This window comes from Micromonospora sp. DT62 (assembly GCF_049847285.1).
GTDB classification, from domain to species: domain Bacteria; phylum Actinomycetota; class Actinomycetes; order Mycobacteriales; family Micromonosporaceae; genus Micromonospora; species Micromonospora reichwaldensis.
Genome location: NZ_JBNCOB010000007.1, coordinates 149,431 through 167,142 on the forward strand (window position 1 = coordinate 149,431; position 17,712 = coordinate 167,142).

Genomic DNA, 17,712 nt, shown 5'->3' on the forward strand with positions numbered 1-17,712 from the left:
ACACGTGCGGTGACGACGGTGCCACCCGACCAGGTGCGGCCGGTGCAGCCGGCGGGCTGAGCCGCCGACACCGTGCGGCCGGCACCCGTACGGCGGTGGGAGGGGTTACCTTGCGCAGATGGATCTGGCGTACCTGCGGGCGCACCCGGAGCACCTGCCGACCTTCCTGACCCACCAGCGGATCCGGGAGACGCCGGTCGCCGGCGGCGACATCTGTGCCGCGTCCCGGCTGACGCTGGACGACGGGCACTCGATGTTCGCCAAGACCTGGCCGGAGACCGCCGGAAGGCCCGCGCCGGAGGGCTTCTTCGCCGCCGAGGCGGCCGGCCTGCGCTGGCTGCGCGAGGCCGGGACGGTCGCCGTACCGGAGGTGGTGGTGGCGCTGCCCGGGCTGCTGGCGCTGGAGTGGATCGAGCCCGGCGAGCCGACGCCCGAGGTGGCCGAGCGGTTCGGTCGGGGGCTGGCCGGGCTGCACCGGGCCGGGGCGTCGGCCTTCGGGGCCGGGTGGAACGGCTTCATCGGGGCGCTGCCGGCAAACAACACGCCCGATGACGGCCCCTGGTCGAATTGGTTCGCGCGGGCCCGGCTCGTTCCGTACCTCCGGATGTCGGTCGACGGCGGCGCGCTCACCGGCGCCGAGGCCGGCCTGGTCGAGCAGGTCGTCGAGCGGATCGACGAGTTCGGCGGTGACGAGCCGCCGGCCCGGATCCACGGGGACCTCTGGCCGGGCAACGCCCTCTGGGGCGCGGACGACCGGGTCTGGCTGGTCGATCCGGCGGCGCACGGCGGTCACCGCGAGACCGACCTGGCGCAGTTGGCCCTCTTCGGCGGCGCGCCGCACCTGGACCGGATCCTCGCCGCGTACGCGGAGGAGTGGCCACTGGCCGACGGCTGGCGGGATCGGGTGCCGCTGCACCAGCTCCACCTGATGCTGGTGCACACCGCACTGTTCGGCGCGGCGTACCGGGATGCGGTCGCCCGTACCGCCCGGTCGGCCCTGGCCGGGCTCGGGCGCGCTACCGTCGACGGGTGACCGCCGCCCCGCCGACCGACGGCGTCCTCGCCGACCGGTACGGCCGCGTCGCCCGGGACCTGCGGGTCTCCCTCACCGACAAGTGCAATCTGCGCTGCACCTACTGCATGCCGGCCGAGGGGCTGGCCTGGCTGCCCGGCCCGCAACTGCTCGGCGACGACGAGATCGTCCGGCTGGTCGGGGTCGCGGTGCGCCTGCTCGGCGTGACCGAGGTCCGGTTCACCGGCGGGGAGCCGCTGATCCGGCCCGGCCTGGCCGACATCGTGGCCGCCGTGGCGGCGCTGGAGCCGCGCCCCCGCATCTCGCTCACCACCAACGGCATCGGGCTGGACCGGCTCGCCCCCACGCTGCGCGCCGCCGGGCTGGACCGGGTGAACGTGTCGCTGGACACGCTGGATCCGGAGCGGTTCGCCCGGCTGACGCGGCGCCCACGCCTGGCGGACGTGCTGGCCGGGCTGGCCGGGGCCGCCGACGCCGGGCTCACCCCCGTGAAGATCAATTCGGTGCTGATGCGGGGCGTCAACGACGACGAGGCGCCCCGACTGCTCCGCTTCGCCCTCGACCACGGCTACGAGTTGCGGTTCATCGAGCAGATGCCGCTGGACGCCCAGCACGGCTGGGACCGGCGGACCATGGTCACCGCCGACGGGATCCTGACCGCCCTGCGCGGCGAGTTCGACCTGGTCCCCGACCCGGCGGAGCGTGGCGCGGCACCGGCCGAGACCTGGCTGGTCGACGGCGGCCCCGCCCGGGTCGGCGTGATCGCCAGCGTCACCCGGCCGTTCTGCGGCGACTGCGACCGCACCCGGCTCACCGCCGACGGGCAGGTGCGTGCCTGCCTCTTCGCCACCGAGGAGTCCGACCTGCGCGGGGCCCTGCGGGCCGGGGCGGACGACGACGAGCTGGCCCGGCGCTGGCGGGCCGCGATGTGGGGCAAGCGGGCCGGGCACGGCATCGACGACCCGGCCTTCCTCCAGCCCGCCCGGCCGATGTCCGCGATCGGAGGCTGACCGTGGCAGAACCGAGGCGCCCGGCTGGCACCGGGCCGCCCGCCCAGGCACGCCTGGCTGACACCGGGCCGCCCGCCCGGGACGCCGACGCCGGAGCGCCGGTGACCGTCCGCTACTTCGCCGGGGCGCGGGCCGCCGCCGGCCGGACCGAGGAGATTGCATCCGCCGGGCGGTCCCTGGACGAACTCGTCGTGGAGCTGACCGACCGGCACGGTGAGCGGCTCGCCGTCGTCCTGAAGGTGGCGAGTTTCCTGGTCGACGGCGTGACCTGTCATGATCGGCGGGCACCGCTGACGGCCGGGGCCACGATCGACGTCCTGCCGCCCTTCGCGGGCGGCTGAGGGAGGCGCACACATGCTGGCGGCACTGGCGTTCGTCGCCACCATCGCGCTGGTCACCGGCCTGATCCACCTCTACCTGTGGAAGCGCCTGGTGCGGGACACCACCGCCCCGGGCCGGTGGCGGCGGATCGGCGGGATCACCGCCCTGGTGCTCGCGCTGCTCGTACCGGCGACCATGGCCGGCACCCAGGCGGGCCTCTACTGGCTCGCGTGGCCGGGCTACCTCTGGCTCGCGGTCATGTTCTACCTGCTGGTCCTGCTCGTGGCGTTGGAAGTGCCGATGGCGGTGGCGAAGCTCGTGCTGCGGCGCCGGGTCGCCGCCGCGGAGCCCACCGCCGCCGCGCCCGAGCCCGCCATGGTGGGCGCGGCCGGGCCGGCGGACCCGCCGGCCGCCGACGCCGTCGCGCAGCCCGACCACGACCCTTCCCGCCGGTTGCTGCTCGCCCGCGGGACGGCGATCTTCGCCGGGCTCACCGCCACGGGCCTCACCGGGTACGGCATCCGCACCGCCCTCGGCCCGCCGCAGCTCGACCGGGTGCAGATCCCGCTGGCCAAGCTCCCCCGCAGCATGGACGGACTGCGGATCGCCACGGTCTCCGACATCCATCTCGGTCCGCTGCGCGGACGGGCGCACACCGAGCGGATCGTCGCCGCGATCAACCGCCTCGACGCCGACATCGTCGCCGTCGTCGGCGACCTGGTCGACGGCTCGGTGGCCGAGCTGGGCGAGGCGGCCGAGCCGCTGCGCGGCCTGCGGTCCCGGCACGGCAGCTACTTCGTCACCGGCAACCACGAGTACTACTCCGGTGTCGAGGAGTGGGTGCAGGAGCTGGACCGGCTCGGCCTGCGGGTCATGCAGAACGAGCGGACGGAGATCCAGGCCCGGGGCGGCGTGCTCGACCTGGCCGGGGTGAACGACGTCACCGCCGCCGGCACCGGTCTGGCGGCCCCGGCGGACTACGCGGCGGCGCTCGGCGACCGCGACCCGAACCGCCCGGTGGTGCTGCTCGCCCACCAGCCGGTCGCGGCGACGGAGGCGGCGAAGTTCGGCGTCGACCTCCAGCTCTCCGGGCACACCCACGGCGGCCAGATGGTCCCCTTCAACCTGCTGGTGAAGCTCCAGCAGCCGGTGGTCTCCGGTCTCGGCGAGGTCGACGGCACCAAGGTCTACGTCACCAACGGCGCCGGCTTCTGGGGCCCGCCGGTCCGCGTCGGCGCCGAGCCGCAGATCACGCTGGTGGAGCTGCGCTCCCGCTGACCCATAGCGCGGGCGGCCGGCGTTGTCCAGCACCGGATGCTCAGGTCACGGGTGTGCGTGGCGACGGGTGGGTAATGGCGCGGGCGTGACAGGATGCGGCGTGCCTCCGTTCAGTCCCGCACCCCCCGGCGGCGTCCCGCCGTTCGTCGCGGATCTGCACATCCACTCGAAGTACTCGCGCGCGTGCAGCCGCGACCTCACCCTGCCCAACCTCGGCTGGTGGGCGCGGCGCAAGGGCATCGGTGTACTCGGCACCGGCGACTTCACCCACCCCGCCTGGTACGACCATCTCCGCGAGACGCTGCACCCGGCCGAGCCCGGCCTGCACCGGCTCAGCCCGGAGGCGGAGCGGGACATCGCCCGACGGCTGCCGCCCCGGCTGGCGAGCGAGGCGGAGGCGGATCCGGTCCGGTTCATGCTCAGCGTGGAGATCTCCACGATCTACAAGCGGGACGACCGCACCCGCAAGGTGCACCACCTGATCTACCTGCCCGACCTGGACGCGGTGGCCCGGTTCAACACGGCGCTCGGGCGGATCGGCAACCTCGGCTCGGACGGCCGGCCGATCCTCGGCCTGGACTCCCGGGACCTGCTGGAGATCACCCTGGAGGCCAGCGCCGACGGCTACCTCGTGCCGGCGCACATCTGGACGCCGTGGTTCTCCGCGCTGGGCTCCAAGTCCGGCTTCGACGCGATCGCCGACTGCTACGCCGACCTGGCCGAGCACATCTTCGCCGTGGAGACCGGCCTCTCCTCTGACCCCGAGATGAACTGGCGCGTCGGCAGCCTGGACGGCTACCGGCTGGTGTCGAACTCCGACGCGCACTCGCCGCCGGCGCTGGCCCGGGAGGCCACCGTCTTCGCCACCGCCCGCGACTACTTCGGGATCCGGGACGCCCTGCGTACCGGTGACGGGCTCGCCGGGACCATCGAGTTCTTCCCCGAGGAGGGCAAGTACCACGCGGACGGGCACCGGCTCTGCGGGATCAACTGGTCGCCCGAGCGGACCCGGGCCGCCGATGGCCGCTGCCCGGAGTGTGGCAAGCCGCTGACCGTGGGCGTACTCAGCCGGATCGAGGAGCTGGCCGACCGGCCGTCGGGGCACCTCCCCGCGCACGCTCCCAAGGTCACCCACCTGGTGCCGCTGGCCGAGGTGCTCGGCGAGATCAACAAGGTGGGCGCCCGGTCCAAGAAGGTGGAGGGGAAGCTCCACGAGCTGATCGCCGCCCTCGGCCCGGAGCTGGAGATCCTCACCAGCACGCCGCTCGACGAGATCGGCCGGGTCGGCGGGGAACTGCTCGCCGAGGGCATCGGCCGGCTGCGCCGGGGCGACGTGCGCCGGGTCCCCGGCTACGACGGCGAGTACGGCGTCATCACCCTCTTCGACCCGGCCGAGCTGGGCGGCAACGCCGGCGGGGCCCAGGAGACGCTCTTCGACGTACCCGTGCCGGCGCAGCGCACCCCGACGGAGCCGGCGCCGAAGCCCCGGGCCAAGCGCCCGGCGGCGGCCAAGCCCGAACCGAAGCGCAAGGCCGCACCGGCCGCGCCCCCACCCCCGATCGCGCCGACGCCCTCGCCGCACGAGCCGTTCGAGCCGATGCTCGCCGGCATGGAGGAGGTCGGCACCGGCCTGCTGGACCGCCTGGACGCCATGCAGCGGGTGGCCGCCTCCGCGCCGGGCGGGCCGCTGCTCATCGTCGCCGGGCCGGGCACCGGCAAGACCCGGACGCTGACCCACCGGATCGCCTACCTCTGCGCGGAACTGAACGTCTTCCCGGAGCAGTGCCTGGCGATCACGTTCACCCGGCGGGCCGCCGAGGAGCTGCGGCACCGCCTCGACGGCCTGCTCGGTCCGGTCGCCGAGGACGTCACCGTCGGCACCTTCCACTCGCTGGGCCTGACCATCCTGCGGGAGAACGCCGACGCCGCCGGCCTGCCGACGGACTTCCGGATCGCCGACGACGCCCAGCGGGCCGAGGCCCGCGCCGAGGCCGGCGACGACGAGGCCAGCTACGCGGCACTGCTGCGCAAGCAGGACCTGGTGGACCTGGACGAGCTGCTGACCCTGCCGGTCGCGCTGCTGAGGGCCGACAAGAAGCTGGTACGGCACTACCGGGAGCGCTGGCGCTGGATCTTCGTCGACGAGTACCAGGACGTCGACGAGGTGCAGTACGAGCTGCTGCGCCTGCTCAGCCCCGCCGACGGCAACCTCTGCGCGATCGGCGACCCGGACCAGGCGATCTACTCCTTCCGGGGTGCCGACGTCGGCTACTTCCTGCGTTTCTCGCAGGACTTCACCGACGCCCGGCTGGTCCGGCTGAACCGCAACTACCGGTCCTCCGCCCCCATCCTGGCCGCCGCCGTGCAGGCCATCGCGCCGTCGTCGCTGGTCCGTGGCCGCCGGCTCGACCCGGCCCGGCTCGACCCGGAGGCCCCGCTGGTGGGTCGCTACCCGGCGGCGTCCGTCGCCGACGAGGCCGACTTCGTCGTACGCACCATCGACGAGCTGGTCGGCGGCCTCTCCCACCGGTCGCTGGACTCGGGACGGATCGACGGCCGGTCCACCTCGCTGTCGTTCTCGGACATCGCGGTGCTCTACCGCACCGACGCGCAGGCCGCGCCGATCGTGGACGCCCTCGCCCGGGCGAACATCCCGGTGCAGAAGCGCTCGCACGACCGGCTGCGGGACCGGCCCGGGGTGGCCGCCATCGCCCGCGAGCTGCGCCACGCCGACGGGCTCGACGGCTCGCTGGCCGCCCGCGTCCGGCTGGCCGGGCAGGTGCTGGCGGAGCGCTTCGCGGTGCCCACGCTGGACGGCTCCGGCGCGGTACGCCCGGAGGACGTCCGCTCGGCCGTCGACCTGCTCACCCCGCTGGCCCGCCGCTGCGGCGACGACCTGCCGCTGTTCCTCTCCCAGCTCGCCACCGGGGCGGAGGTGGACGCGCTCGACCCGCGCGCCGAGGCGGTCACCCTGCTCACCCTGCACGCCGCCAAGGGGCTGGAGTTTCCGGTGGTCTTCCTGGTCGGCGCCGAGGACGGGCTGCTCCCGATGCGCTGGCCCGGCAGCACCCCCGACTCCGACGCGGTCGCCGAGGAGCGGCGGCTCTTCTTCGTCGGGCTGACCCGGGCCCAGGACCGGCTGTACGTGACCCACGCCGCCCGCCGCAGCCGGCACGGAACGGAACGCGAGTGCGTCCCGTCGCCGTTCCTCGACGTCATCGACCCGGGCCTCTTCGAGCGCTTCGGCGAGGCCGAACCCCGCCGCCCCCGCGACCGCCAGCTCCGCCTGATCTGAGCCACCCCGTCGGGCTGGCTGTGGGTCCTTCCGGCCGCGGGTGACCGGCTCAGGCTGTCAGGGCGGCCAGCCAGGCGCCGGTGAGCAGGGCCGGGCCCAGCGGGAGCGGAGTGTCGCGACGCACCCTGCCGGCCACCAGCAGCCCGAGCACCAGCACACCGTGCAGCAGGTGCGGCAGGAGCAGGCCGAGCGCCAGGGACGACCCGCCGAGCCAGCCGAGCGGCAGGCCCAGGACGGCGGCGAGCTTCACGTCGCCGAAGCCCAGCCGGGAGCCCGGCAGCACCGCGAGCACCAGGTGGCAGGCGAAGCAGAGCGCCGCTCCCGCCACCGCGCCGACCAGTCGCCCGGGGCTACCGGTCGTCGCCGCCACGCCGGTCAGCCCGACGGCGACGACCAGCGCGGCGGCACAGACCAGCGGGTCGGGCAGCCGCAGGCAGGCCAGGTCGACCAGGGCGAGCACCAGCCCGACGGCGGCCAGCACGAGGAGGACCGGCAGGACCGGATCCGCCCCCAGGGCCGCCGCGAGCCCGGCGAACGCGACCGCACCCGCCGTCGCGCCCCACCCGGCGGACGGCACCGCCCCGGCGACGCGCACCACGCCCGGCGCGGCCTCGACGACACGCGGCATGGACCCGGCGTCCCGCACCGCGTTCGAGGCGGTGCCGGCGTCCCGCACCGCGTTCGGCGCGGCGCTGGCGACGCGCGGTGCGCGGGGGACGGTGCCGGCGACGCGCGGTGCGCGCGGGGCGGTGAAGTGGCGGGCGGCCCGGGGCGCGGCGAGGCCGGCCAGGGCGCCGAGCAGCGCCACGCATGCCAGCAGCCCGGTCGACACGGGCGGACGCTACCGGCGCGACGGCTCCGGCGCGGCCCCCCGGACGGGACGTCGCGGTCTCTCGGTGCTCACCACGAGGGCCACCCCGGCGACGATGACCGCGCCGCCGAGCACCACCGGCGCGGTGACCGGCTCGGCGGCGAACAACGCGCCGAGCGCCACCGCGACCACCGGGTTGACGTAGGCGTACGTGGAGGCCAGCGAGATCGGGGCGTGGTGCAGCAGCCAGACGTACACGGTGAAGGCGACCAGCGAGCCGGCCACCATCAGGTACGCGAGCGCGAGCCACGACCGGGTGGTCACGGCGCCCAGGTCGAAGCCGCGCAGCTCGCCACGGCCCACCGAGAGGAGGGCCAGCGCCGCCGCCCCGGCGAACATCTCGTAGACGGTGGCGACGAACGGATCGGCGGGCATCCGGATCCGACCGGAGAGGAAGGAGCCGATCGACCAGCAGGTGGCCGCCGCGACCACGGTCAACGCCCCGGCGAGCGGCACGGCGTCCGCCCCGCCGGTCGGCAGCACCAGCAGCACCAGGCCGACGAAGCCCAGCGTCACCCCCGCCAGCGTCCACGACCGGGGCCGGTCGCCGGTGACCGTACGCAGCAGCACCACCAGCAGCGGAACGGTCGCCACCAGCAGGGCGGCGACCCCGGACGGCACCGCCATCCCCGCCGGACCGGACTCGGCGAGCACCACCAGCCCGTTGCCGCAGGCCAGCAGGAGGACCCCGACCAGCGCGGCCGAGGCGAGCTGTCGCCGGTCCACCCGCAGCGCGCCCCGCCCCCGCCGCGCCCGCAGCACGATCGCCAGCACCAGGCCGGCGGCGGCGAACCGGGCGGCCGCCGAGCCGAGCGGCGGCATGGACTCCACCACGATCTTGATGCCCAGGTAGGTGGAGCCCCACAGGACGTAGACCAGCAGCAGCGCGGTCCAGAGCAGGGCCGGCGCGGCAGCAGCCGGACGACCCGCCCCGGCGGGCGGGCCGGACCGGGTACCTGCGTCGACGGGCGGCTGCGCACTCGGTGGAGGTGGGCTCATCGGTGGACACGCTACGGTGACGTCGGCGTCGGCGTCCCTGCTTGGTGGCCGGCCTCTCACCACTCGCACGGGAGGCGTGCATGGCGAACTACGGACCACCGGGTCGCGGGAACCCGGACCCGTGGCACGGGCGGCACCCCGACGAGTCGTACGGTCCGTCGGCCGGGTCCGCGGGGCAGGAACCCTGGGCGGACGCGTACGGCCCGACCCCGCCGGGGCACGGCCCGGTGCCGTACGCCGCCCGGAGCGACGGCACCGCCGTCCCCTCCCCGTACGCGGAAGGTCCCGCCCCGCCACCGCGACGCCGGCGCGGGCGGGCGGCCCCGGTCGTCGCGGTGCTGGCCACGGTGATGCTGCTGGTGCTGGTCGGCGGGGCCGCGGCGCTCTACCTGCTCGACCAGGACGACAGGACGCCCGTCGCCACGCCGAGCGGGCCCGCGCCCGCGGCCCGGACCGACCCGCCGGAGTCCCCGGCGGGCGCGACGGCCGCCGCGCCGAGCACACCCGCCCCCGAGTCCTCCACCGATCCGCGCTTCGTCAAGGCCGGCCAGTGCGTCCGCAACGACGGGCCGGCCGGCGGCAAGCCCAAGCTGCTGATCAGCGACTGCGCGCCGCAGACGTACGAGGTGCTGCGCCGGATCGACGGGGCGACCAGCGGCGAGAAGGACGCTGCGGCGAAGTGCGCCACGGTTGGCGGCTACACCAACTGGTACTTCTTCGACAGCGAGCTGGACACCCTCGACTTCGTGCTCTGCCTGAAGCAGCGCTGAGCCACCGCACCCCTGAGGAAGAGATGACGACCTACGGATCACCCGCACAGCCGGACGACCCCTACCAGCGCCCGCCCGGCACCCCGGGCGGCCCGCCCCCCATCGACCCGACCCTGCCGGAGTGGGGGCAACCGCCGGCCGCTGCGCAGTGGGGCCAGCCGCAGCCCGGCAACGAACCGCAGTGGGGCCAGCCGCCGTACGGGGGTGAAGCGCCGGCCACCCCGCAGTGGGGCCAGCAGGACCCGGCGTGGAACCAGCCCGCGCAGCCGCCGGCCCCGGAACCGGGCTACCCCCCGCCGCCCTCCTCCGGGGCGGGCTACCCGCCACCCTCCTCCGGGGCCGGATACCCGCCGCCACCCTCTTCCGGGGCCGGCTATCCGCCGCCGCCCGGGGTGCAGCCGCCGGCGGGCCAGGGGGGCTACCCGCAGGCGGGACCGTATCCGCCGGCCGGGCCGGCACCCGCGCCGGGCAACCAGTGGGGCGCCCCGCCGCCGGGGCCCGGCGGGTACGCGATGCCGCCGGCCGCTCCGCCCGCGAACAAGAGCGGTGGCAAGGTCGCGCTGATCATCGGCCTGGTGGCGGTGCTCCTGCTCTGCCCGTGCCTCGGCCTCGCCGGCTGGGGATTCTGGCAGGCCGGCGACGACGACCCGATCGCGGCCCCGACGGGGAACGCCACCGCCGGCCCGACGAGCCAGCCGACGGGCCAGCCGACGAGCGAGCCCAGCGTGGAGCCGACCACCGCCACACCGAGCCCCAGCAGGAAGGAGTTCGCCAAGGGCGACTGCGTGGTCAACGACGGCACGGCCAGCAAGGCCGAGCTGCGTAAGGTGCCCTGCGGCCCCAACACGTACGAGGTGCTCCTGCGGATCCCGGGCACGGCGGACGGCGACCGGTGCAAGACCCGGGCCCCGGAGGCGACCGCGAACTACGTGCACGACAACTCGCTGGACTTCCTCGACTACGTGCTCTGCCTGAAGAAGCGCTGATTACCAAAACTAGGGCTGTCTAGCATGGACGCTAGACAGCCCTAGTTTTGTGTCGAGACCGATCCAGGTGACCCGACACGCCGGTTGCCCCATCTACGGATGTCTAGTCCCCCAGCTAGACGGCCCGATACTGTGCGATACGTGGATCCGGTCCGCAACCCGTACGCACCGGGCGCCGGCCAGCGTCCCCCCGAACTCGCCGGACGGGGGCGCGAGCTGGACGTCTTCGACGTCGTGCTGGAGCGCATCGCCCGGGGCCGGCCGGAACGCAGCCTGATGCTCACCGGCCTGCGCGGGGTCGGCAAGACGGTGCTGCTCAACACCCTCCGCTCCCAGGCGATCAACCACCTCTGGGGCAGCGGCAAGATCGAGGCCCGACCGGACCAGTCGCTACGCCGCCCGATCGCCGCCGCGCTGCACATGGCCGTCCGGGAACTGGCGCCCCGGCACCGCGCGCCCGACCGGATCGACGCCTTCCTCGGCGTGCTCAAGGCGTTCGCCCAGCGGACCGCGCCGACCGGTCGCGGCACCGCCGCCCCGAAGCTGCGCGACCGGTGGCAGCCGGGCATCGACGTGCCCGCCGCCAGCGGCCGCGCCGACTCCGGCGACATCGAGATCGACCTGGTCGAGCTGCTCACCGACGCCGCGACGGTGGCCGCCGACGTCGGCACCGGCATCGCGATCTTCATCGACGAGATGCAGGACCTCGGCCCGGAGGACGTCTCGGCGCTCTGCGCCGCCTGCCACGAGCTGTCCCAGCTCGGCGCGCCGCTGATCGTGGTCGGCGCCGGGCTGCCGCACCTGCCGGCCGTGCTCAGTGCGGCCAAGTCGTACTCGGAACGGCTCTTCCGCTACCAGCGCATCGACCGGCTCGACCGGATCGCCGCCGACCAGGCGCTCTGCGCGCCGGCTGAGCGCGAGGAGGTCGAGTACGAGCAGAAGGCGCTCGACCTGCTCTACGAGAAGTCCGGCGGCTACCCCTACTTCGTCCAGGCGTACGGGAAGGCGACCTGGGACCACGCGCCCCGCTCGCCGATCACCACCGCCGACGTACGGGTCGCCGCGCCCGAGGCCGAGGCCGAGCTGGCCGTGGGCTTCTTCGGCTCCCGCTTCGAACGGGCCACCCCGGCCGAACGCGAGTACATGCGGGCCATGGCCACGCTGTCCCTGGTGGAGGGCGAGGCGGACGGCGGGGGACGCGACGACATGGACGCCGCCGTGCCGACGGCTGAGATCGCCCGCGCCCTCGGGCGCAAGCCGGCCAGCCTCTCCCCGGCCCGGGACGCGCTGATCAAGAAGGGGCTGATCTACTCCGGGGAACGCGGCACGGTCGCCTTCACCGTCCCGCACTTCGGCCGCTACCTGCGTACCCAACCGGCCTGACCGGCCGCGACGGGCGGCGCGGTGTCAGACCTTGGACCAGGGCGGCGGGAAGAGCACCTCGCCGCGCGGCGGCGGACCCTCGCCGCTCGTGGCCGGCGGCAGCACCAGCGCCTGCCAGGGATCGCCGAGACCCGACCAGGGGCTGGTCAGGCCCATCCGGTCGGCCCGGCCGAAGCCGAACCGGTGGTAGTAGCCCGGGTCGCCGAGCACCACCACCAGCCGCTCGTCCAGCTCCGTGGCCGCCTCGATGGCGGCCTGCACCACCGCCGTGCCGAGCCCGATCCGCCGCCGGTGCGGCGCGACCGCCACGGGACCGAGCGCCAGCGCCGGCGCGGTGTGGTCGTCGGACTTCACCCGGACCCGGGTGAGCAGGGCGTAGCCGACGATCTCGCCGCCGTACTCGGCGACCATCGCCAGCTCCGGCAGCCAGGCGTCACTGTCCCGCAGCTCCTCGACCAGCCCCACCTCGGGCGGCGTGGTCACGTCGGGGCGGGCGAACGCGCCGGCCAGCACCCGCCGGACCGCGCCGGTGTCGGCCGGGTCCTCGGGTCGCAGCCGCAGCGTCGTCACGCGGGGCACGTTACCCCTCACGGGCCGTCCATCAGCGACGGTCGCTCGAATCGGCGTGGCGCGAGGTGCACGTCCACCGATCCGGATCGGCGGTTGCGGGGGTAGCCGGGCCGACGACGGGGTATGACTGACCCATGAAACCCGTACGTTCCCTCGCCCGCGCCATGCTGAGCGGCATCTTCGTGGTCAGCGGGTTCACCAACCTCCGGAACCCCGGGCGGCTGGTCCCGGCCGCGAAGCCCGTGACGGACCGGGTGACTCCGCTGCTGGAGAAGACCGACCCCCGGATCCCCACCGACACCGAGACGCTGATCCGCGTCAACTCGGCGGTGCAGGTCGGCGCCGGGCTGATGCTCGCCACCGGACGGTTCGCCCGGCCGGCGGCGCTGGTCCTGGCCGGCACGCTGGTCCCGGTGACCCTCGCCGGGCATCCCTTCTGGAACAACGACGACCCGGCGGCGCGGCGCAACAACCAGATCCACTTCCTGAAGAACCTCGGCCTCTTCGGCGGGCTGCTGCTCGCCGCCGCCGACACCGGCGGCAGGCCGGGGCTGCGGTGGCGGACCGGTCACCGGATCGGCCACTCCCGACGTTCCGTGCAGCGAGCCGTCCGTACCGCCCGCAGGGAGGCCCGGATCGCCGTACGATCGGCAGCGGCGGCCCGACGACTGCCTGGCTGACCTGCGTCGATACCTACCCCCTCCCGGGCCTTCACGTGTCAACGCCGCGAATCACCTGAACCACCCGACAGGCGTTAACGCGGTGGAAATGTCAAAAACATGTGTGGGATCGGACACGGTCGCATAACGCGGGAGGCATTAACGTGAGGCGCCGTTCTAGGCTCCGTGCAGGACCTGGACGGGTAGGACGACCTTGGTACGGGGGTGGCCACGCCATGCCGGCGACCGTCAGAAGACGGGTGGACCGCCTCGCCCCAGTCCGTCGCGTAACGCGTGGGATCGATCGTAGGACAGTCGTACGGGCTGGCATCGTGGCCGCCGTCGCCTATGCCGCATGGCTCGCCATCGGTGCTTTCGGGCGGCCGTACAACTTCTTCGACATGAAGATCTACCACGGCGCGGTGGTGTGGTGGGCGAGCGGTCACGAGCTCTACGAGTTCATCGCACCCGGCACCACCCTGGGCTTCACCTACCCGCCGTTCGGCGGGCTGGTGATGCTGCCCATGGCGCACCTGCCGGTCGAGCTGGCCGGGACGGTCAACGCGCTCGCCAGCATCGCCGCCCTGGCCGTCGTGCTGGCCGGGCTGCTCCGCCCGATCGTCGACCGGCTCGGCTGGCCGCTCTGGTTCACCGTGGCCATCGCGACGCCGCTGGCGGTCGCCATCGAGCCGGCCCGCGAGACCCTGGGCTACGGCCAGGTGAACCTGCTCCTCTTCGCACTGATCATGGCCGACCTGATCGGCCTGCGCTGGCGGGCCCGCCGGGGCACCCACATCCCCCCGACCGACGGCCCGCTGCTGCGCTTCGTCTACAGCGGGGCGTGGGCCGGCGTGGGCATCGGCCTGGCCACCGCCGTCAAGCTGACCCCGGCGCTGTTCATCGCCTACCTGATGATCACGCGGCAGTGGCGTGCCGCGACCACCGCGATCGGCACCGTGATCGCGGTGACCGTCGGTTCCTTCGCGGTCGTCGGCACCGAGTCGCGGGCCTACTTCGGCGGCGTGCTCTGGCAGACCGAGCGCGTCGGGGCCGCCGACATGACGCCCAACCAGTCGCTGGCCGGGCTGCTCGCCCGGCTGTACGACTCGATCGAGACGCCCGGCCTGCTCTGGCTGGCGTTCTCGGTGCTGATGCTGGCGGTCGGCCTCTCCCGCGCCGTCAACGCCCGCGCCGACGGCGACGAGCTGACCGCGTTCACGCTGGTCGGCCTCACCGCCAACGTGATCAGCCCGATCTCCTGGACGCACCACCTGGTCTGGGTGATCCCGGCGATCATCGTGCTGGCCGACGCCGCCGTACGCCGTCGCGAGGCCAGCCGCGGGCTGGCGCAGCGGGCCGGCCAGGGCGGATACGGCGGGCCGCCGGGGGTGACGGGGCTGCGCCCGCCGATCTGGTACCCGACGCTGACCGGGCTCCGGCACGGCGTCGCCGCCGTCGGGCTCTACCTGCTCTTCCTGGTCTCCCCGATCTGGCCGTACGAGCACCAGCTCCCCGAGGTGTCGCACTACCAGGACGGCCTCTTCGGTGCCCTGATGGAGAACTCGCTGGCACTGGCCCTGATCCTGCTGGTCGCCGCCCTGCCGTGGCGCCCCGGCGCCGAGCCGGCCTTCTACGCCGACAGGTTCGGCCGGCAGGCCGCGCCGAGCCTGCGCCGCTGACCGGGTGGACCGCCCCTCAGGGGCAGTTCACCCACTCCTCGGTGCCGTCGGCGAAGACCTGCCGCTTCCAGATCGGCAGCCGCGCCTTGACTTCGTCGACCAGTCGGGCGCAGGCCGCGAACGCGGCGGCCCGGTGGGCGGTGCTGACAGCCGCCACCAGGGCCGCGTCGCCGATGGCGAGCGGGCCCACCCGGTGCGAAACCGCGACCGCATACACGTCCGGGTCGGCGGCTATCTCGGCCGCGACCTCGCGCAGGATCCGCCCGGCGCTCGGGTGGCCCTCGTACTCCAGGCTGGTCACCGCGCGGCCGTGGTCGTGGTCGCGGACCACCCCCTGGAACGAGACCACCGCGCCGGCCCGGCGGTCGGCGACCGCCGCCTCGTGCGCGGCGAGGTCGAGCGGCCGGTCGGTGACGTCGCCGAACGTCGCGGACCGGCCCGACGCGTCGGTCGTCGGCGTGGTCACCAGGCACGCTCCCCGGGCAGCAGCGGCAGCGGTACGACCGGCACCCGGTCCCCCGGCTCGCCGGAGGTGCCGGGGCGGATGACGGCGAACCCGTCGGCGCCCGCCAGCCCGCGCAGCATCGCCGAGCCGACGTGCCGGACCGGGTGCGCGGTGCCGGCGGTCCGGTCCAACCGGACCAGCGCCAGGTGGGTGTACCCGCCCCGGCCGCGCACCGGCTCGGCGAGCGTGACGTGCGGCAGCACCGGCATCGGGCGGCCCGCCAGGCCGGCCAGCAGAGGGGCGACCAGCGACACCAGGGCGACGATGGCGGACTGCGGGTTGCCGGGCAGCCCGGCGACGAACCGGACCCGGCCGTCGGCGTCGGCCAGCCGCGCCAGCAGCATCGGGAAACCGGGCCGCACCGCCACCGTGTTGACCACGTAGTCGGCGCCGAGCGCCTCCAGCGTGGGATGCAGGTGGTCGACCGGCCCGTGCATCGTGCCGCCGGTGGTGCACACGAGGTCGGCGGTACTCAGCGCCGCGCGGAGGGCGGCCACGTGCGCGGGGAGCGTGTCCGCCACCGGTCCGACCACGTCCGACGGGCGGACCAGGCAGCCGTACCGGCGCAGCCAGGCCGGCACCGCCGGCCCGAGCGCGTCGCGCACCCGACCGGCGCCGGGCGGGCCGGCGGTCAGCAGCTCGTCGCCGAAGACCAGCAGCGCGGCGCGGGGCTGCCGCCGCACCAGCAGACTGTCGTGCCCGCAGGATGCGGCCAGGCCGATCAGCGCCGGGTCCACCGGCGTGCCGGCGGGGACCAGTTCCTCCCCGGCGTACGCCTCCTCGCCCGGCTCGCGCCACTCCGGCGCCGGCCGCGGCGTGCCGTCGACGAGGTCCTCCGGCGTACGACGGGACTCCTCCACCCGCAGCACGGCCGTGGTGCCCTCCGGCACCATCGCGCCGGTGGCGATCTCGACGGTCGTCCCGTCGTCGGCCAGCGGGGCCGGGGTGCCGCCCGCCAGCACCCGCCCGACCGGCCGCCACGGCCCGGCGCCGCGCACGGCCCAGCCGTCGACGCTGGAGGTGGGGAAGGCGGGCAGGTCCGTACGGGTGGCCAGCGGCTCGGCGAGGGTGTGCCCGTCGATCTCGGCGAGTGGCCGGCTGACGGCGGGGAGCGCGGCGGCCAGGCCGACCGCGTACACCCGGGACCGGGCCTCCTCCCAGCCGGCGGGCGGGGGCGCGGTGGCCGGCTCGGCGGCCGGGGCGGTTTCCGTGCTCACCGGCCGAGCCTAACGGTGCGGCATGCCGGCCGCGCCGTCAGCGGCGCCGCGCCCACCGCTTGGTCGCGGCTCTCCCGCGTCGTCAGTGGTCGCCGCCGCGGAGCTGGTCGACCGCGTGGCGGAGGATCGGCCCGAGCACGGCGAGGCCGTCCCTGGCCCCGCCGGTCGACCCGGGCAGGTTGACCACCAGCATCCGGCCGACGACACCGGCTAGCCCCCGGGAGAGCGCGGCGGCGGGAACCTTGTCACGGCTGTGCGCCCGGATCGCCTCGGCGATGCCGGGAATCTCGTGATCGAGCAGCGCCCGGGTCACCTCGGGGGTGCGGTCGGAGGGGTTGATCCCCGTACCGCCGCTGGTCAGCACCACGTCGATCCCGTCGGCCAGGGCGGCGCGCAGCGCCTCGCCCACGGGCTCGCCGTCGGGCACCACCACCGGCCCGTCCACCTCGCAGCCGAGGTCCCGCAGGCCCGCGACGAGCAGGGGACCGCTGGTGTCCGCGTACACCCCCGCCGCGGCCCGGTTGGACGCCACGACCACCCGGGCCCGGATCACGGCCGCTCCTGCGGGCGGACCCACAGGCCGGTCTTGCCGCCCTCCTTGCGCAGCACCCGGACCGCGTCGACGCTGGCCGCCGGGTCGACCGCCTTGACCATGTCGACAAGCGCCAGCCCGGCGACGGCCACCGCGGTCAGCGCCTCCATCTCCACGCCGGTGCGGTCCGCCGTCCGCGCGGTGGCGGTGATCTCGACGGTGTCGTCGGTGAGCGTCAGGTCGACCGTGACGCCGTGCAGGGCGATGGGATGGCAGAGCGGGATCAGGTCGGGGGTGCGCTTCGCGCCCATGATGCCGGCGAGGCGGCCGACCGCCAACGCGTCGCCCTTGGGCAGCCCGTCGCGGCGCAGCAGCCCGACGACCTCGGGCGTGGTGCGGAGCCGGCCGGCGGCGACGGCCAGGCGGCCGCTGACCGCCTTCGCGGAGACGTCGACCATGCGGGCCGCGCCCGCCGGATCGACGTGGGTGAGCTGCGCGGGATCGGTCACGCTCGCGAGCCTATCTTTCCGGTACGCACGAACGTCCGTCACAGCCCGACCCGCCGACCCCGTCCGGGCCGGCCTTCCGCTGCTTGGGAGGAGCG

Annotated in this window: 17 protein-coding genes; 10 read left to right on the forward strand and 7 right to left on the reverse strand. The window is 75.0% G+C overall.

Annotated elements, in window-relative coordinates:
* Nucleotides 1–118: 118 nt before the first annotated feature.
* The 5 genes from ACPXCB_RS13310 to ACPXCB_RS13330 all read left to right on the forward strand — a co-directional run bounded on the left by ACPXCB_RS13310 (nucleotide 119) and on the right by ACPXCB_RS13330 (nucleotide 6,937).
* The gene (locus ACPXCB_RS13310; RefSeq protein ID WP_425875261.1) at nucleotides 119–1,033 is read left to right on the forward strand and encodes a fructosamine kinase family protein; all 915 of its coding nucleotides are present in this window, start codon (nucleotides 119–121) and stop codon (nucleotides 1,031–1,033) included.
* Complete coding sequence (moaA, locus tag ACPXCB_RS13315) at nucleotides 1,030–2,043, forward strand: GTP 3',8-cyclase MoaA (RefSeq protein ID WP_425875263.1); 1,014 nt, start codon at nucleotides 1,030–1,032, stop codon at nucleotides 2,041–2,043. The genes ACPXCB_RS13310 and moaA overlap by 4 nt, the downstream gene beginning before the upstream one ends.
* A 53-nt stretch (nucleotides 2,044–2,096) precedes the next feature.
* Complete coding sequence (locus ACPXCB_RS13320; protein WP_425875481.1) at nucleotides 2,097–2,384, forward strand: MoaD/ThiS family protein; 288 nt, start codon at nucleotides 2,097–2,099, stop codon at nucleotides 2,382–2,384.
* Between the two features lie 13 nt (nucleotides 2,385–2,397).
* A complete protein-coding gene (locus ACPXCB_RS13325; protein ID WP_132235534.1) occupies nucleotides 2,398–3,642 on the forward strand; it encodes a metallophosphoesterase in 1,245 nt (414 codons plus the stop codon).
* A gap of 100 nt (nucleotides 3,643–3,742) precedes the next feature.
* Nucleotides 3,743–6,937: a UvrD-helicase domain-containing protein gene (locus tag ACPXCB_RS13330; RefSeq protein ID WP_425875265.1), complete on the forward strand. Its 3,195-nt coding sequence runs from the start codon at nucleotides 3,743–3,745 to the stop codon at nucleotides 6,935–6,937.
* Nucleotides 6,938–6,986: 49 nt separating this feature from the next.
* Here ACPXCB_RS13330 and ACPXCB_RS13335 read toward each other — a convergent pair whose 3' ends face one another.
* Together ACPXCB_RS13335 and ACPXCB_RS13340 are read right to left on the reverse strand one after the other, a co-directional pair.
* Entirely contained in the window at nucleotides 6,987–7,769 is a 783-nt protein-coding gene (locus tag ACPXCB_RS13335) for a prepilin peptidase (RefSeq protein WP_425875267.1), read from the reverse strand.
* Between the two features lie 9 nt (nucleotides 7,770–7,778).
* Nucleotides 7,779–8,807, reverse strand: a complete 1,029-nt coding sequence (locus ACPXCB_RS13340; protein WP_425875269.1) for an EamA family transporter — start codon at nucleotides 8,805–8,807, stop codon at nucleotides 7,779–7,781.
* A 227-nt stretch (nucleotides 8,808–9,034) separates the two neighbouring features.
* Between ACPXCB_RS13340 and ACPXCB_RS13345 the strand changes: the two genes are divergently transcribed.
* The 3 genes from ACPXCB_RS13345 to ACPXCB_RS13355 all read left to right on the forward strand — a co-directional run bounded on the left by ACPXCB_RS13345 (nucleotide 9,035) and on the right by ACPXCB_RS13355 (nucleotide 11,946).
* Nucleotides 9,035–9,577: an LppU/SCO3897 family protein gene (locus ACPXCB_RS13345; protein WP_425875483.1), complete on the forward strand. Its 543-nt coding sequence runs from the start codon at nucleotides 9,035–9,037 to the stop codon at nucleotides 9,575–9,577.
* 512 nt (nucleotides 9,578–10,089) lie between these two features.
* Nucleotides 10,090–10,563 carry an LppU/SCO3897 family protein gene (locus tag ACPXCB_RS13350; RefSeq protein WP_425875485.1) on the forward strand — a complete coding sequence of 158 codons (474 nt, stop codon included), beginning with the start codon at nucleotides 10,090–10,092 and terminating at the stop codon, nucleotides 10,561–10,563.
* 141 nt (nucleotides 10,564–10,704) lie between these two features.
* The gene (locus ACPXCB_RS13355) at nucleotides 10,705–11,946 is read left to right on the forward strand and encodes an AAA family ATPase (RefSeq protein ID WP_425875271.1); all 1,242 of its coding nucleotides are present in this window, start codon (nucleotides 10,705–10,707) and stop codon (nucleotides 11,944–11,946) included.
* A gap of 24 nt (nucleotides 11,947–11,970) precedes the next feature.
* On the opposite strand, the gene ACPXCB_RS13360 is transcribed toward ACPXCB_RS13355, so the two are convergent.
* Complete coding sequence (locus ACPXCB_RS13360) at nucleotides 11,971–12,525, reverse strand: GNAT family N-acetyltransferase (protein WP_425875487.1); 555 nt, start codon at nucleotides 12,523–12,525, stop codon at nucleotides 11,971–11,973.
* Nucleotides 12,526–12,650: 125 nt separating this feature from the next.
* On the opposite strand from ACPXCB_RS13360, the gene ACPXCB_RS13365 reads away from it, so the two are divergent.
* Together ACPXCB_RS13365 and ACPXCB_RS13370 are read left to right on the forward strand one after the other, a co-directional pair.
* Nucleotides 12,651–13,196, forward strand: coding sequence for a DoxX family protein (locus tag ACPXCB_RS13365; RefSeq protein WP_425875272.1), 546 nt, complete (start codon nucleotides 12,651–12,653; stop codon nucleotides 13,194–13,196).
* 215 nt (nucleotides 13,197–13,411) lie between these two features.
* Nucleotides 13,412–14,854, forward strand: a complete 1,443-nt coding sequence (locus ACPXCB_RS13370) for a glycosyltransferase 87 family protein (RefSeq protein ID WP_425875273.1) — start codon at nucleotides 13,412–13,414, stop codon at nucleotides 14,852–14,854.
* A 16-nt stretch (nucleotides 14,855–14,870) separates the two neighbouring features.
* Here ACPXCB_RS13370 and ACPXCB_RS13375 read toward each other — a convergent pair whose 3' ends face one another.
* The 4 genes from ACPXCB_RS13375 to moaC all read right to left on the reverse strand — a co-directional run bounded on the left by ACPXCB_RS13375 (nucleotide 14,871) and on the right by moaC (nucleotide 17,617).
* Nucleotides 14,871–15,320, reverse strand: a complete 450-nt coding sequence (locus ACPXCB_RS13375) for a molybdenum cofactor biosynthesis protein MoaE (protein WP_425875275.1) — start codon at nucleotides 15,318–15,320, stop codon at nucleotides 14,871–14,873.
* Nucleotides 15,317–16,576 (reverse strand): molybdopterin molybdotransferase MoeA, encoded by a 1,260-nt coding sequence (locus tag ACPXCB_RS13380; protein WP_425875277.1) that lies wholly within the window; start codon nucleotides 16,574–16,576, stop codon nucleotides 15,317–15,319. The genes ACPXCB_RS13375 and ACPXCB_RS13380 overlap by 4 nt, the downstream gene beginning before the upstream one ends.
* A gap of 82 nt (nucleotides 16,577–16,658) precedes the next feature.
* Nucleotides 16,659–17,129, reverse strand: a complete 471-nt coding sequence (locus tag ACPXCB_RS13385) for a MogA/MoaB family molybdenum cofactor biosynthesis protein (protein WP_121399159.1) — start codon at nucleotides 17,127–17,129, stop codon at nucleotides 16,659–16,661.
* Entirely contained in the window at nucleotides 17,126–17,617 is a 492-nt protein-coding gene (gene moaC / locus ACPXCB_RS13390; RefSeq protein ID WP_425875279.1) for a cyclic pyranopterin monophosphate synthase MoaC, read from the reverse strand. Before moaC ends, ACPXCB_RS13385 begins: the two co-directional genes overlap by 4 nt.
* Nucleotides 17,618–17,712: the final 95 nt, after the last annotated feature.

Excerpts from the sequence above, each read along its gene's own strand:
- ACPXCB_RS13310 (WP_425875261.1), top strand. The coding sequence starts at position 119 with ATGGATCTGGCGTACCTGCGGGCGCACCCGGAGCACCTGCCGACCTTC.
- ACPXCB_RS13325 (WP_132235534.1), top strand. The coding sequence starts at position 2,398 with ATGCTGGCGGCACTGGCGTTCGTCGCCACCATCGCGCTGGTCACCGGC.
- ACPXCB_RS13340 (WP_425875269.1), bottom strand. The coding sequence starts at position 8,807 with ATGAGCCCACCTCCACCGAGTGCGCAGCCGCCCGTCGACGCAGGTACC.
- ACPXCB_RS13350 (WP_425875485.1), top strand. The coding sequence starts at position 10,090 with ATGCCGCCGGCCGCTCCGCCCGCGAACAAGAGCGGTGGCAAGGTCGCG.
- ACPXCB_RS13365 (WP_425875272.1), top strand. The coding sequence starts at position 12,651 with ATGAAACCCGTACGTTCCCTCGCCCGCGCCATGCTGAGCGGCATCTTC.
- ACPXCB_RS13370 (WP_425875273.1), top strand. The coding sequence starts at position 13,412 with ATGCCGGCGACCGTCAGAAGACGGGTGGACCGCCTCGCCCCAGTCCGT.